Raw genomic sequence first — 13,626 nt, 5'->3', positions numbered from 1 at the left:
GACCTCTCTCGAGGCTGGAAGCCGATTCTGAAGGTATTGCCCCTGGTGAAGGCGTTGACGGTCCGAGTGGATGACACACTAACGGCGTGGTGCTTCTGCGGAAGGTGAAGACGGCGTCGGGGGCGACGGCCGTGCAGATCGCCGAGCGGAAGAACCGTCGGGACGTGGTCCTCGAGCACCTCGGCTCCGCACATACCGAGGCGGAGCTCGCTGCGTTGATGAGCGCCGGCCGGGACAAGATCAATGCGGGCCAAGAGGTTTTTGACCTGGGACTTTCGCAGGATCCGCAGTCAGCGGTGGTCCACTCGAAACGCTCCCGCCAGCTGCTGGAGACGCTCCGGTCAGCGTGGACGGACCTGGGTTTCGGCGTGATCGCGGATGAGGCGTTCTTCCAGCTCGTCGCTGCTCGACTGATCGAGCCGACCTCGATGAGCGACTGCGCTCGCGTGCTCGACGACATCGGCATGGATCCCGTGCACCGCTCGACAATGAAGCGCTGTCTGGCACGGATCTTGGAGCGCGAGTATTGCGACCAGGTCGCCACGAAGTGCTTCGAGCACGCCGCTACCAGCGGTGATATCTCTTTGGTGCTCTATGACGTCACCACGCTCTACTTCGAGGCGGAGCACGAGGACGAACTGCGGAAGGTCGGCTATTCGAAAGAACGCCGAGTGGATCCGCAGATCGTGGTCGGGCTGCTGGTCGACCGCAGCGGCTTCCCGCTGGAGATCGGCTGCTTCGAGGGGAACCATGCCGAGACCCGCACGATCGTGCCGATCATCAAGCAGTTCCAGGCCCGCCACAACCTCGCCGACATGGTCGTCGTCGCCGATGCCGGGATGCTCTCCACGACCAACCTGACCGCGCTGGACGAGGCTGGACTGAAGTTCATCGTCGGCTCACGACAGGTCAAAGCCCCTGGCGACCTGGCGAATCACTTCCACTGGCACGGGGACGCATTCCAGGACGGGCAGTTGATCGACACGATCACGCCCCGCCACGGCAACACGAAGACCGAGACGAAGCAGCGACGGAAAGAGCCGGTCTGGGGCCCGCAGGAGCATCCCGGGCATTGGCGCGCCGTCTGGGCGTTCTCGAAGAAGCGCGCCACCCGGGACGGGCACACGCTGACCGCGCAGGAGAACCGCGCCCGCGCGGTCATCGACGGGGAGGCGGCAGTGAAGTCGACCAGGTTCGTGAAGACCACCGCCGCGGGCCGCACCCTCGACGAAGCGTCCCTCGCACGAGCCCGTGGATTGGTCGGCTTGAAAGGCTACGTCACCAACATCCCCGCCAGCGTGATGCCGGCGGCGGAGGTCATCTCGAGCTATCACGACCTCTGGCACGTCGAGCAATCATTCCGGATGAGCAAGACAGATCTGCAGGCCAGGCCCATGTTCCACCGGCAACGCGACGCGATCGAAGCCCACCTCACAATCGTGTTCACCGCACTGGCTATCGCGCGATTCATGCAGAACAAGACCGGGTTCAGCATCCGCAAGATCATCCGCACGCTACGACCCTTGCAAGACGTCACCATCAGCGTCGCGGGCCAGCAGATCACCGCGACGCCCGAGCTCACCGACGATGCCCGACACGTACTTGATGCACTGACACACTAAAGAGGTCCAACTCAGGTCGCAGGCCTGCTGCTCCTCGCCACCAGCGCCGGATGGATCGTCTCGGAGGTCGACCTCGGCGGGCTGTTCGGGGGCTGAGGCGAGGAGGGTCGTGCGTCGGCAGCGGTGAGAGCGCCGGCGACACCGCCGACCCTCAGCGCATGTCGGCGACGCTCCCCAGCTGCTCCTCCGCCGTCGGCCGACGGGACGCGGTGGCGGGGCTGAGCACCGCCGCGAGGAGCGCGACCGCGAGGGGGACGACGAGCGCGCCGCGCAGCCCGATCTCCTCGCCGAGGAACCCGAGCGTCGGCGGGCCGACGAGAAAGGCGAGATAGCCGATCACCGAGGCGAGGGCGACGCGCGCGGCGGAGTCCGGGCCGGAGCCCCCGGCGGCGGAGAGCGCGAGCGGGAAGCCGAGGGAGGCGCCGAGGCCCCACAGGACGACCGCCGCGACGGCCACGGCCTGGCTGTCCACATAGGCGATGAGCGCGAGGCCGGTCGCGGCGAACAGAGCGCTGACCAGCAGCACGCGGGAGCGGCCGACGCGCTCCACGATCGGCCCGCCGGAGAAGCGGCCGATCGTCATCGAGGCCGCGAAGAGCGCGAAAACGAGCGAGCCCATGGTCGCGCCGAAGCCGTGCCCGTCGACCATGATCAGCGGGAGCCAGTCATTGGCGGTGCCCTCGGCGAGCGCCATCGCGAGCACGACCCCGCCGATGCACACGAGCCTCGTGTCCTTCCATATCGCCGGTCGCGGCGTCGCCGCCTGCGCGGCGTGCTCGGCGGCGGTGACCCTCCCGGTCCCGGTGGGGATCGCACGCATCGCCCACAGCAGCAGCCCCGCGGCGACGGCGGCCGTCGCCACCAGATGGGGCACCACCGGGAAGCCCGCGCCGTTGGCGACGATGCCGAGCACCGCGCCGATCACCGTGCCGAGGCTGAAGCAGCCGTGCAGGGACGGGAGGAAGGAGCGCCCGCCGAGCCTCTCGACGTCGGCGCCCTCGACGTTCATGGCGACCTCGCCGCCGCCCATCCCTCCGCCGAACAGCGCGAGGCCGAAAGCGGTGAGGAGCGTCTGTCCCGTCGAGGCGCCGAGCGCGATGGCCGGCAGCGCGACGACCACCAGCGACGAGCCCGCGAGCACCACGGGCCGCGTGCCGAGCCGCATCACGAGCGGACCGGAGGAGAGGATCCCCAGCATCGACCCGATCGAGAGGCCGAAGAGCACCAGCCCCATCTGCGCGGTGGAGGCGTCCAGCAGGTCACGCACCGCGGGGGTGCGGGTGACCCACGCGGCCATGCTCAGTCCCGGCAGCAGGAACAGGGCGTAGAGCGCGAAGCGGCGCCGGCGCAGGGAGATGCCGGGCGCGGGAGCCGCGGGCGAGGAAGTCACCCGGACGAGCGTACGCAGGAGTCGGCCGGTCGGCACGCACCGTCCGGCAGCGGTCCTGGCCATCGACGGGGCGGGCGCCCTGCGCCGCGCGGTCATGGGCGACATGATCGCCGCCCTCGCCGTGGAGAACGGCTGGTCCGGCGTGGTGATCAACGGTGCCGTGCACGATGTCGCCGTGCCGCGCACGCTGCCGCTCGGGGTCAAGGCCCCGGGCGAGAATCCCCGGACGCCCACGAAGAGCTCCCAGGAGTCGGTCGACGCGCCCGTGGAGTTCGGGGGCGTGAACCTCCGGCCAGCGGCCCGCCTCGTCGCCGACGCGGACGGGGTGCTCGTGGAGCGCTGAGCTCCCCAGGCGTTCGTTCGGCGGTCCGATGGCCGACGTCGAGAGGGCTTCGGACTGCACGGCATGCGCCAGCGGCTCGAGTCGCAAGGAACCGCCTCGTGACCGACGCGGCGCCCGGGCGCGGCACCGCGCTGGGCACGACGCTCCGCGGGCAAAATGCTGCGTGCATGGGGCCTTCCCACCATCCCAGTCTGGCGACGAGCCGTCCGAAAGCGCCCGAGCCGGCCCCCTTTCCGCGATAGTGCACCATTGAGGTGGTCGGGCGGCTGCGGTGAACAGATGCGCCCAAGAACATCTGCCGCGGACCCTATCGGCAACCGCAGGGGCCGCCTCTTCGGAGTGTCGTGTTGGGGTATACCCCAACGGAATAAATTTGGCCGGATGGCCCACACGGCCCGCCGCGTTGAGGTCTCACCGATACTGGGAGCATGGAGCCATGCCGACTCAACGTGATGGGCGCGAGCGGAGCAGGTGCCACTACCTTGGGGCGCGCGATCGCGACGGTGTGGTCCGTACCCCACGCCGACAGCGACGACTACTTCTGGATGCCGACCGAGCCTGCGTTCACCACGCCGCGGGCTGTCCCCGAGCGGGTCAACCTCATGAGCCAGATCTTTGCGCCCCGTACGGCGTGGGTTCTCTCAGGTGCGATGACGAGCTGGGGAGAGTCGATCGTCTCCCTCTGTGACGCGACGATCTTCCTGACCATCGATCCACAGGAGCGCATGCGGAGGCTAGAGGCACGCGAGCGACTGCGCCGCCGCGTGGAGGGTTTGGAGGAGGACGCTTCGCGGGAGTTCCTGAAGTGGGCTGCGGGCTATGACGACCCCTCGTCTCCGAGCCGAAGCCTTCGATCCCAGGAGGCTTGGCTTGAACGCCGTCCGACGCCGGTTCTCCGGCTCGACTCCTCGCAGCCGGTCGAGGAGCTGTGCCGTCGAGTCCTCGACTGGGACCCAGGCCGCTCAACCAGCCGGTGAACCTCATGGCTTCGACCTCGTCGGAAGTATCGGGATAAGGAGCGGGCAGCTTCGCTACACCTACCCGCCGCCCTGAGGTCGCAGCAGGCCAGCGCTAGAGCCGACCGTTCATGGTGCGGACCCTCGTAGGTCAGCTCGGCCGGTCTAGGTGCCTCCGCACGGCATCACGCGCGTGGTCGGGTACGAGGTTGATGTGGTCGAGCTCTGCTATCGGCACCCATCGGGGCATATACGAGTTGCATTCGCTGGATCGAGCGGCTTCTGGTCCGCCAAGCGAAGGTGCCTGGTGGGGCGCCGTGACCCGGAAGTAGACAGCGGATTCAGCAAGTACCTGAGGGGTCAGTTCGGTGGCGACCTGCCCGTGCAGGCCGGTCTCCTCCTGAAGCTCTCTCACGCACGCCTCGCCAGCAGTCTCCCCGGCCTCGATGCCGCCTCCCGGAAGGACGTAGTACTCACGGCCATTCTTCCGACGGGCGATCACCAGTAACTCTCCACGTTCAATCACCACGGCGACACTGCGGATTCGCATGGGGCTCCTGCCGGTTGGGGGATTGGACCAGTCGACGGCAGATCAGCCCAGATGGAACGCTGATGGAACAGTCTCGTTGGTACGCTCGCGCGATGCGAAGAGCGGCCGTCCAGCTCCCCACCGCCTTGGTGGCTCGATACAGAGCCGTGGACCGGGAGGTCGTCGGTTCGGCGCTGGTCGATACTCCTGCGCACCTCGACCGCCTCGCATCTGACATCGGTCAGCGGGGAATCCTCGTGCCGCTCGATCTCGGGTTTAATCAGGTCTTTGCCACCCTCGACGGGAACCACCGAATCGCGGTGGCTCTGCGGCTTGGCCTGGATCACGTACCCGTGGCGCTCCATCAGCTGCCTGAGCATCCACGACCTGGCCACGCAAAGCCGATGGCCGACGCGGATCATCGAGTGCTCATCGGCGGATGGGAGGCCGCGCAGCGCTGACCCATCAGCGAACGTTTATGGTCCACTCTTCTGCGGGGGAAAGTCCTCCGCGCTGCAGCTGGCCCAGGATCCTCTGTTGTGGTCAAGGGCGATGACCGCGGCGTGGTTGTAGTCCTCGAAGCGGTCGAATGCAGGGTCTGTGCTGAGGTTCCAGTTGACCCCGTACCCCTCGGAGAGAACCAGGTGGCCAACGTCGGTGCCGTCCACGGTCTCGACGTAGCGCAGGAGCCGGCCATGCTGGTCCTTGTCCTCCGCGTGGCTGTCATGCACCAGGTAGACGGGTGTGCCGGCGGGCAGCAGGTCGGCGACGAACGCGGTCACTTCATCCGCGCCGCACTCGGGCTCCTCGCCCTGCTGTCCAACCAATGGGGCGTAGATGCCGATCAACCGCACCCGCGACACGCTGCCGCGCCCGTCGCTCACTTCGATGGTCTCGGCGTCGATCACGCCGTCCACTGTGCGCAGCTCACGGTTCGGAGGAATGATCAGCTCGCGGAGCCAGCGGAAGTCGCGCGGGCGGTCCAGGTCGCCGCCGCGACCCAAGTACCTCGCGTGATGGCCCAAGTAGTCGAGGACGCTGGGGTCTCGCGCGATGGTGACGGCGCCCGCGGTGACCGCGCCAGCGGTCAGAGCGAGGATGATGTCGCGGCGGGTGAAGGTGCTCATGATCGGGCCCCTCAGAGAATCGGGAGAGAGCCGCGAGGTGCTCGCGGTCCCAGCGTCTACGACCAGAGTGCCACTTCTCGAGCTAGCCGCGCGAGCCGGGAGACTGAGCGAAGATCCCTGTCAGCCTCGGTGTCGACGGGTGTGCACCAAACTGGGGCGCCCCACCAGGACAGTTACTCAGCAGTCGCTTACGGTTGCCAGTAGGGCCCGTTTCCGCATTTTTGCGACACATCTGTTGCACGGGGTATACCCCAGAAGTACAGTCCGAGCCCCGTCTCTGACCATGCGCCTACAAGCGGAGGAGGGCGAACGTCGGGCGGCTGGTATGCCACGATTCTGCAGTGAACGATGAACGCCTTCTGACGATCAGCACGTTCTCTCGAGCGGTCGGGATCCCCGGAAGCGCGTTGCGTTTCTACGCTTCCGAGGGCGTTCTCGTTCCTGCCGAAGTCGACTCCTTCACCGGGTACCGCTACTACGCACCGTCCCAGATCGAGGCTGGGGTCCTCGTTCGAAGGATGCGAGCCACAGGCGTTCCGGTTCCGATGATGAGGGACATCCTGGAGGCATCAGCGCCCGAGGCGACCCAACTGATCGACAGAGTCATCGCGACCCACAGCGCTCAGACTCGTCAGCGAGAGCTGGACCTGGTCGCCCTTCGCGAGAGCATCCATGGCGCAGCGCAGGCTCCCCAGGCTGCGCGAGCTGTACTACCGGGCACCGTGCTCGCCTCCGCTATCGGCCAGGTCATCGCGGCGACCTCCGATGCCACAGAAGACGTCTCCGGTCTCGTGTGGGCTTTCCAGGACGGCCAACTCGAGCTCATTGCCACCGATCGGTACTGGCTGGCCTACCGGGAACTTCGTCTGAGCGAGAGCGACGGCGAGGCACGAGTGATGACGACACCGGATGCAGCAGCAGCTGCAGCGTCGGCATGCGCGCAGCGAGCAGAGGTCGCCATCGAGATCGTCGGAAGCCAACTACGCCTCCTCGACCACTACGGGAAGGTGTTGATGGAAGCGGACTCGATCGAGCGCGCTGTTCCCGATCTCAGCCTGCTCATCTCGACACAGCCTCCCATCCGCGCGATCGCCGGGTTCGCCTCACCGATGCTCGAAGACTTCCTTCGCGGACCTGCAGCCGACGGCCACGTACAGATCGATGCCCACCACGCAGAGATCGTCAGCGAAGACGGCCAGCGCCTTGAAGGCTGGATCACCGTGGCTTCCGACGGCGCCTCGGCCCCCACGATCCAAATGCAGTCAGCGCTCCTCGCGTCGGCCGTCTCGATCTGCCAGGGCCCCGAAACCCTTCTCGGTCTCGTCGACGACACCACGCCCGTCCGCGTCCAGTCGCCACTTCAGGACGCCATGACCTGCCTCGTGATGCCGATGCGGCCTTGACCTTCAAGTAGCTCGAAACCCCACGGTGGCGGGCATGTCGACTCCCTCCCCCACATCCCGCCGACTCCCAGCACAGTTCCACCTCTGGTGGGTCGTCTCGACCATCTCCGCGGCTGGCGATTCCATGCTCGCCTTCGCGCTGATCTGGACCGCGACCAGCCACGGCCCAGCAGCTGTCGCGATCGTCAGCACCCTCGCGGTCGTGCCTCGCATCCTGCTCATGCTCTTCGGCGGAGCGCTCGGTGACAGGCACGGCCCACGCCGCCTCCTCATCGCCACGACTGCCATCCAGTTCGCGGCCCTGGCAGTGCTCGCAGGGCTGTCAATCACCTCCTCCGGCGTGGCGTTCCTGGCAGTCGCCGCCGGAGCGACTGCCGTCATCTCGGCCTTCCAGCAACCCGCCGCGGTTGTCCTGCCGCGTCTCCTGATCACCCATGAGGACCAGTTCGCGCGGGCTCTGGCCCGCATCTCCGGCAGCCTCCACGCTGCTCGAATCCTCGGGGTTGGCGTCGGCGGACTCGCGATCACGGCACTTCCCCTGATGGCGATCTTCGGTGCGAACGCGGCCGTCGTCGGGCTGTCTCTCGTGGTGCTCTGCTCGATCCACCCCCGGTCGGACCGCAGCAAGGCATCCGCAACCTCCAGCGGTACAGGGATCTGGCGTGCGCTGGCCACAGGAATCGCGTCTGCTCACGAGCTGCGCATCTGGCCCCTCCTGGTGGCTGTGGCACTGGTGTGCGCAGCGGTGCTTCCCACGGTCGCGGTCATCATGCCGAGCATGGCGCGCTCCCACGGCTGGAGCGCTACCCAAGCAAGCCTCCTCGAAGCTGGATGGGCCACGGGCACCCTCGTCGTGACATTGCTGATCTCTTACACCGGGACCATCTCTAAGCAGGCACTCCCCATGATCGGAGGGCCTCTGATGATCTGTGCTGCTCTGGCAGCGCTGGCCCTCCCGGTCTCAGCGCCGGTCGCCATCGCACTGTCAGTCCTCACGGGAGTGGGGACAGCTGCTTTCACTACCCACATCGCGCCCACCCTTCTCCGGCTCGCACCCCCAGGTCAGCTGACCAGGTTCCAGTCACTTATGGCCATCGTCCAGCTAGCTCCACCAGCACTGCTGAACATCCCCCTCGCGGGACTGTCAGGCACAGGACGCAGCTCTACCGCCCTGATCGTCACCGCCGCCATGGCAGGGGCTGCAGCCCTTGCCGCAGCCCACGGGCTACGCCAACGAAACACCCTCGCAACCACCGAAACACGAACCACAGCCTCGGTCTGAGAACCTGAACGCCGATACCCGGGGGCGGACGCCTCGCTTGCGCATTGCCGAGACATGCTCCCTGCCCCCCGCTTAATTCCTGTTGCGGGCGCCCCGCACGTGAGCCAAGGTCGACCGTATGGAAACGATCGCGATGAGGGGCGCCGAAGGCTTTGGCCTCGGTCGCGTCGAGGCCACCTCCCGTGTTGTGGGCGGGTTGTCCAACGACATGTGGCACGTGACGACCGCCGAAGGTGAGTACGCCGTGAAAGTCATGCGCGCCCATGCAGAGACCGCTGGCTTCCGAGCGAACGTCGAGGCCGCCTTCCAGATCGAGATCAACGCGTTCCGAACAGGCGTACCTTGCCCTGAACCCAAGGCAACCCCCGAAGGCCGCGCGCTCCTTCGCGTGGACGGCCATTGGCTGCGAGCCCACCGATGGCACGAAGGCACGGTCCCGGACCCCGCAGAGAACCTCTCGGCCGCCGGCCTTCTTCTCGCGCAAATTCATCGGGCAGGGCACGTGGTCCAGCGGCCCCTCGAGGACGAGCTCATGGGGATCAGGAGGTGGACTGCTCTGGCCAGGCTCACAGGGCTTCCAGGTCACGTGTCCGATCAGCTGCGTCGGGCCGCGCCCGATCTTGCCCGTCTCGAATCGAAGACGCTCACCAGCAAAGATCTGCTCACCGGGTTCGTCGCCTCTCATGGCGACCTCGACCCCAAGAACACTCTTCTCGCTGGCGAGAGGCTACTGGCCGTGGACTGGGACGCAGCCGGCCCGCGCTCTTTCGCGCGCGAGGCCGTCTCCCTCAGCCTGGACTGGAGCGATGACGTCACCGGCTTCCGCCGCACGCTCGCCGCCTACGCCGAATCCTCCGGCGAAACGATCCCCGCCGAGCCCTGGGTCTTCGGCGGCTGGGTTGAAGCGCTGAGCGGCTGGCTCGTCTACAACGCGGAGCAGCGAGCCCACACGCACCTCGGGCTCCAGGAAGTCTCCACTACCTGCACCCGACTCCTAGCCTTGCACCAAGCGCTCGACGAGTACGTGTCTGCCGTTGAGACGAACTGACCACAAGGAGCGACTGCTCAGCCAACTGGAACACCCCAAAATGGCACCCCCTTCGTGATCGCCGCCGGACTCGGCACCAAAGCGCTAGTCACCTCCCGCGAGGCCGGGACTGCTGCACGAGTTGGTGACACCTCAACTGGACACATCTGCCACGCTGAACACCACCCTGTGTGACAGCTACGGCACCGTACGCTCCCCCGTCCCACAGGGTCCGAATCGGCAGTTTCGTGACACATCTGCGCCGTCGGGTATACCTCATCGGGACGGATCGCTTGCGCCGACATCCGGGGGCTGTTCCAGCGCAGTGTGCTGCAGGAACAGCCGTCCCCAACCTGCGAGATGCTCTGTCAGTTCTTGCGGTTCGTGGACGACGAAGGGGGCTCCAATGGCGCCTAGTGCGAACGCTATCCACTGCATTGAGTCGACTCCCCGGACGAGTTGCCCCGATACGGAGCAGCTTGCTGCGTCGATCTCTATCACCTCAAGGTAGCCCGACAGCTCGGCTTGAACCCTCTCGGTCGGGGCATGGATCGTGATCCGGACCTGGGGGCCGGTTGCGCTACTCCTCTGCTGCTGGCGCACGTACAGGGCGGGGTCATCGAAGGGCAGTGTCCGGCGACCATAGGGACGTCCGGTGCGTTGGAGATTTCGCATGCGGTCGATACGGAACGTGCGCCAGTCGGCCCGGTTCAGGTCGTACGCGATCAGGTACATCCGTTGCGTGTCATTGACGATGCGGTACGGCTCGACGCGGCGCTCGCTGTGCTCACCGCTGGCGGCGCGGTATTCGAACTGGACGCTCTCGTTATCGCGGCATGCGAGGGAGAGAGTGGTCAGGTCCGCGATGTCGGTGATCACGCTGCTCTGCGTGATGGTGGTCGTCGCCGTCATCGACTCCAAGCTATTGATGCGGTTGCGAATCTTGGCGGGTAGTACCTGCACAATCTTGGCCATGGCGCTGAGCGCTGCGTCTCCATGAGTCGCCGCTCCACCAGCGGCGACATGCATGAGGCCCACGACGACAGCCGCAGCCTCTTCCTGTGAGAGCACCAGCGGAGGAAGGGATGCACCCGCCGTGAGCTGGTACCCCCCGCCGGTCCCCCGTGTAGACACGATGGGGTACCCCAGCTCCTGAAGCCCTTCGATATCCCGGCGGAGTGTGCGCGCACTGACCCCGAGCCTGTGTGCGAGATCCGTAGCCGGCCACTGTCGACGGCTCTGCAGAAGACCCAGCAGTTCGAGGATCCGGGTGCTCGTGGCCATGATTAATACGGTACGCGGATTTGCGGCCATATAGCGGCCACAAGTACATAGAGCATGGGGGTCATCCATCGAGAGGGGATGACGTGATCACCACCCACCAGCTCACCCGAAGCTTCCCAGGACCAAAAGGGGACGCGGTCCATGCCGTGCGCGGCATCGACCTGCACGTGAACGCCGGAGAGACCATAGCGGTGCTGGGGCCGAACGGGGCGGGCAAGAGCACCCTCATGCGAATGCTTTCCACCCTGCTCCCCCCGACCAGCGGTTACGCGGAGGTCGCCGGCTTCGACGTGACAAAGCAGCCGGATGCCGTTCGACGATTGATCGGCTTTGTCGGGCAGGGAAATGGGGCGAGCCACAGCCAGCGAGTTTTCGACGAGGTCGTCACCCAAGCTCGCATCTTCGGTCTTCACCGCGCGGCAGCGCATCACCGCGCTATGGAAGTCCTGAGCATGCTCGGACTTGAGGGGCTGACATCGAGGAAGACGGTGGCGATGTCCGGTGGGCAGCGCCGGAGGTTGGATCTCGCGATGGGTCTCGTCCATGATCCGCAGCTACTGTTCCTCGACGAACCGACCACTGGGCTTGACCCCCAGAACCGGGTGCGGCTGTGGGACCACCTGACCCAGGTGCGTCAGCGCACCAATATGACTGTCCTTATCACCACCCACTATCTCGATGAAGCCGACCGGATGGCCGACCGCGTGGTGGTGGTCGACCATGGCGAGATCATCGCTGATGGCACCCCGGAGCGTCTCAAACAGGAGCACGTCGGCGACAGCGTGACACTGACCCTCGCGGAAGCCGGTGACGCCGTCAGGTTCGCGAATACATCGAAAGCTCTTCGCGGCGTGAAAAGCGTGTCCCTGGACGGGGCCTCGATCACGCTCACTGTGTCCGATGGACGAGCTGCGCTGCCTGCGCTCATCACCGAAGCCGTGCGGCAGCAGGCGACAGTGACAGCGGCCGAGGCGCATATCCCGACTCTCGATGACGTGTTCCTGGCTCTCACGGGCCGCAGTCTGCGCGACCAGGGCGATTCGAACGACCAATCCACTTCCCCTCAGCTCGCGCCTCAGGAGGCCCTGCGATGACGACTGCAACCCCTTTACGGCCCCGCAGCATCGCCCGCGACACGCTGCTGGTAATGGCGAGAGAGCTCAGGCCCGTCCTCGGAGATCCGTTCTCCGTGGTCTTCGGCCTCATCCAGCCTCTGTTCTTCATCGCCCTGTTCGGGCCGCTCGTGACCGGTGATGCCCCAACGATGGATGGAGGCTCTGCGTGGGCATGGTTTGTGCCTGGGATTCTTGTCATGACCAGCCTGTTCGGCACTGCCACCACGGGGTCGAACCTTCTGATGGACCTCACCACAGGTGCGCACGAGCGGATGCTCGTCACGCCTCTGTCTCGCTCGTCGTTGTTCGTGGGACGAACCCTGAAGGAGTTTGTACCGCTGGTCGCTCAGGCGCTGGTCATCATCGTGGTGATGTTGCCCTTCGGGTTCCGCCCGGACCCGCTCGGGGCTCTGATCGGGCTGGCGCTGCTAGGGGTCCTCGGTATCGGCATTGGTTCCATGAGCTACGCGCTAGCGATCGCTGTTCGCCACAAGGAGTGGATGTTCTGGCTGGTCCACCAGACCATCCTGTTCCCTCTGATGATCCTCTCGGGCATGCTTCTGCCGCTCGACGACGGTCCCGCCTGGATGCGCATTGCATCGCAGATCAACCCTCTCAGCCACGTCGTCGCAGCCGAGCGTTCTCTCTTCGCCGGGGATATCGCCACGCCATTTGTCGGCTGGGGATTCCTCGCCGCACTCATCACCGCCGTCCTAGGCCTCGTCATCGGACTTCGCGCATTGCGCACCTCCACTCGATAGACGCGGCTCGCGCCACCGCCTGCACTACCCCGCCCGCAAGGCGGGCATTCGCCTGCCACCTCAAGAAAGCGACAGATAATGATCATCCTTGTCACCGGAGCGACCGGCCAGATCGGCCGCCTCATCGTCGATCAGCTCCTCGAGGCCGGCCACACGGTCCGCGCTCTCACACGCAATCCCGACCGTGCCGCCCTTCCCGGCAGCGTCGACGTGCGACAGGGCGACCTGACCGACGTCGCGAGCCTCAAGGACGCCTTCGAAGGGGTGGAAGCACTCCACCTCATCACCTTCGCCGGAGATGACAGTGCCGACCTCACCAACGGTGCAGAGATCATCTCGCTGGCCGAGAGAGCCGGCATCCAGCACATCAGCGTCCTCAGCGGCTGGAGCCCCACCAGTATCGAGGCCGCGTTGGAGAGCAGCAGCATCGCATCGGCCATCCTTCAACCCGTCGATTTCATGGGCAACGCGAAAGACTGGATCGAAGAAATCCGCGACAGCGGGACCGTGTCCACTCTGGCGAACTACCCCACCGTCGCCGTGCATGAGGCCGACATCGCGGCGGTCGCCGTATGCGTCCTCACCCAAAACGGGCACGGGGGTCAGGAGTACCGGCTCACCGGACCCGATCCCCTGACCCCCGCTGAGCGCACAGCGATCATCGGCTCGGCAATCAGCCGCGATCTGAAGCATGTCCAACTGACCGAGGAGGAAGAGCGCGAGCGACTGGCTGCGCACGGCATGGGTGACGGGGCCTGACCCTTGTTCGTGGACACGCTGATTCCAG

At 66.1% G+C, this 13,626-nt stretch carries 14 protein-coding genes; 10 read left to right on the top strand and 4 right to left on the bottom strand.

The features are described from left to right. Nucleotides 1–86: 86 nt before the first annotated feature. Nucleotides 87–1,622 carry an IS1634 family transposase gene (locus Y09_RS10635; RefSeq protein ID WP_053917690.1) on the top strand — a complete coding sequence of 512 codons (1,536 nt, stop codon included), beginning with the start codon at nucleotides 87–89 and terminating at the stop codon, nucleotides 1,620–1,622. A 151-nt stretch (nucleotides 1,623–1,773) separates the two neighbouring features. On the opposite strand, the gene Y09_RS10630 is transcribed toward Y09_RS10635, so the two are convergent. Further along, nucleotides 1,774–3,012: an MFS transporter gene (locus Y09_RS10630; protein WP_053917733.1), complete on the bottom strand. Its 1,239-nt coding sequence runs from the start codon at nucleotides 3,010–3,012 to the stop codon at nucleotides 1,774–1,776. Here Y09_RS10630 and Y09_RS10625 point away from each other — a divergent pair. Beyond that, nucleotides 2,978–3,355 carry a hypothetical protein gene (locus tag Y09_RS10625; RefSeq protein WP_082358767.1) on the top strand — a complete coding sequence of 126 codons (378 nt, stop codon included), beginning with the start codon at nucleotides 2,978–2,980 and terminating at the stop codon, nucleotides 3,353–3,355. The genes Y09_RS10630 and Y09_RS10625 overlap by 35 nt on opposite strands. A 428-nt stretch (nucleotides 3,356–3,783) precedes the next feature. Further along, nucleotides 3,784–4,332, top strand: coding sequence for a hypothetical protein (locus Y09_RS10620; RefSeq protein ID WP_053917688.1), 549 nt, complete (start codon nucleotides 3,784–3,786; stop codon nucleotides 4,330–4,332). 130 nt (nucleotides 4,333–4,462) lie between these two features. On the opposite strand, the gene Y09_RS16870 is transcribed toward Y09_RS10620, so the two are convergent. Next, nucleotides 4,463–4,861: an NUDIX domain-containing protein gene (locus Y09_RS16870; protein ID WP_082358765.1), complete on the bottom strand. Its 399-nt coding sequence runs from the start codon at nucleotides 4,859–4,861 to the stop codon at nucleotides 4,463–4,465. Nucleotides 4,862–4,923: 62 nt separating this feature from the next. Here Y09_RS16870 and Y09_RS10610 point away from each other — a divergent pair, with 62 nt between their 5' ends. Continuing rightward, complete coding sequence (locus tag Y09_RS10610) at nucleotides 4,924–5,301, top strand: hypothetical protein (protein WP_053917686.1); 378 nt, start codon at nucleotides 4,924–4,926, stop codon at nucleotides 5,299–5,301. A gap of 15 nt (nucleotides 5,302–5,316) precedes the next feature. On the opposite strand, the gene Y09_RS10605 is transcribed toward Y09_RS10610, so the two are convergent. After that, nucleotides 5,317–5,967, bottom strand: a complete 651-nt coding sequence (locus Y09_RS10605) for a thermonuclease family protein (protein WP_053917685.1) — start codon at nucleotides 5,965–5,967, stop codon at nucleotides 5,317–5,319. Between the two features lie 341 nt (nucleotides 5,968–6,308). Here Y09_RS10605 and Y09_RS10600 point away from each other — a divergent pair, with 341 nt between their 5' ends. The 3 genes from Y09_RS10600 (at nucleotide 6,309) to Y09_RS10590 (ending at nucleotide 9,700) form a co-directional block, all read left to right on the top strand. Beyond that, complete coding sequence (locus Y09_RS10600) at nucleotides 6,309–7,370, top strand: MerR family transcriptional regulator (RefSeq protein WP_053917684.1); 1,062 nt, start codon at nucleotides 6,309–6,311, stop codon at nucleotides 7,368–7,370. Nucleotides 7,371–7,404: 34 nt separating this feature from the next. Then, nucleotides 7,405–8,652 carry an MFS transporter gene (locus tag Y09_RS10595; protein ID WP_082358764.1) on the top strand — a complete coding sequence of 416 codons (1,248 nt, stop codon included), beginning with the start codon at nucleotides 7,405–7,407 and terminating at the stop codon, nucleotides 8,650–8,652. Between the two features lie 118 nt (nucleotides 8,653–8,770). Beyond that, a complete protein-coding gene (locus tag Y09_RS10590; protein ID WP_053917682.1) occupies nucleotides 8,771–9,700 on the top strand; it encodes a phosphotransferase in 930 nt (309 codons plus the stop codon). A gap of 255 nt (nucleotides 9,701–9,955) precedes the next feature. Here the strand turns inward: Y09_RS10590 and Y09_RS10585 are convergent, their stop codons facing one another. Then, entirely contained in the window at nucleotides 9,956–10,963 is a 1,008-nt protein-coding gene (locus tag Y09_RS10585; protein ID WP_082358779.1) for a YafY family protein, read from the bottom strand. 83 nt (nucleotides 10,964–11,046) lie between these two features. On the opposite strand from Y09_RS10585, the gene Y09_RS10580 reads away from it, so the two are divergent. From Y09_RS10580 to Y09_RS10570, 3 genes are all read left to right on the top strand, one after another. Next, nucleotides 11,047–12,057 (top strand): ATP-binding cassette domain-containing protein, encoded by a 1,011-nt coding sequence (locus Y09_RS10580; RefSeq protein WP_053917681.1) that lies wholly within the window; start codon nucleotides 11,047–11,049, stop codon nucleotides 12,055–12,057. Next, nucleotides 12,054–12,839 (top strand): ABC transporter permease, encoded by a 786-nt coding sequence (locus Y09_RS10575; RefSeq protein ID WP_053917680.1) that lies wholly within the window; start codon nucleotides 12,054–12,056, stop codon nucleotides 12,837–12,839. Before Y09_RS10580 ends, Y09_RS10575 begins: the two co-directional genes overlap by 4 nt. A gap of 78 nt (nucleotides 12,840–12,917) precedes the next feature. Further along, on the top strand, nucleotides 12,918–13,598 hold the full coding sequence (locus Y09_RS10570; protein ID WP_053917679.1) for an SDR family oxidoreductase: 681 nt from the start codon (nucleotides 12,918–12,920) through the stop codon (nucleotides 13,596–13,598). Nucleotides 13,599–13,626 lie beyond the last annotated feature (28 nt).

This window comes from Brachybacterium sp. SW0106-09, assembly GCF_001293905.1.
In the GTDB taxonomy this organism is placed as follows: Bacteria; Actinomycetota; Actinomycetes; order Actinomycetales; family Dermabacteraceae; genus Brachybacterium; species Brachybacterium conglomeratum.
The sequence above is the reverse complement of the archived record's forward strand: the minus strand, read 5'-3'. Positions and strand labels throughout refer to the sequence as shown.